At 59.9% G+C, this 581-nt stretch carries 1 protein-coding gene; it reads left to right on the top strand.

Going from position 1 to position 581, the window contains the following annotated elements:
• Positions 1–483 (top strand): hypothetical protein (locus EN969_RS34370; RefSeq protein ID WP_127419944.1); only part of this gene is annotated, 483 nt, incomplete at its 5' end.
• Between the last annotated feature and the right edge of the window lie 98 nt (positions 484–581).

The raw sequence follows: 581 nt of genomic DNA, 5'->3' as shown, positions 1-581 counted from the left end.
AAACAAGCCCGCCTCGATCAGCTGTTCAGCGACTTGAAACGCGAACGCAACGAAAAGGCGGCGGAGCGCATCGCCGGCAACATCTGGAGCGAGTGGTCGCAATCCGGCAGCGCCTCGATCGACCTGATGATGCAATGGTCGCAAAAAGCCGTCGAGGGCCAGAAGTTCGACGTCGCGCTCGATTTCCTCGACCAGGTGGTGACTTTGCAGCCTACTTATGCCGAGGGCTGGAACCGGCGCGCCACCGTCCATTTCATGATGAAGAACTACGGCAAGTCGATGTCCGACATCGACCATACGCTGCAGCTCGAGCCGCGCCATTTCGGTGCGCTGTCCGGCCTGGCGCAGATCATGGCGTTGACCGGCCACAAGCAATCGGCGCTCGAGGCCTGGCAAAAGGTGCTGGCCATCTATCCGATGATGCGCAGCGCCCAGGACCAGGTCGGCACGATTTCGGAGGAACTTGCCGGTGAAGGCATTTGATTGCTCTAGGGGAGTAAGGGAATAGGGCAGTAAGACAGTAGGGGCAGATCGCACCTGCGGAACACACACCCTACTCCCCTACTCCCCTACTCCCCTAC

This window comes from Mesorhizobium sp. M7A.F.Ca.CA.003.01.2.1 (assembly GCF_003998945.1).
Lineage (GTDB): Bacteria > Pseudomonadota > Alphaproteobacteria > Rhizobiales > Rhizobiaceae > Mesorhizobium > Mesorhizobium ciceri.
The sequence above is the reverse complement of the archived record's forward strand: the minus strand, read 5'-3'. Positions and strand labels throughout refer to the sequence as shown.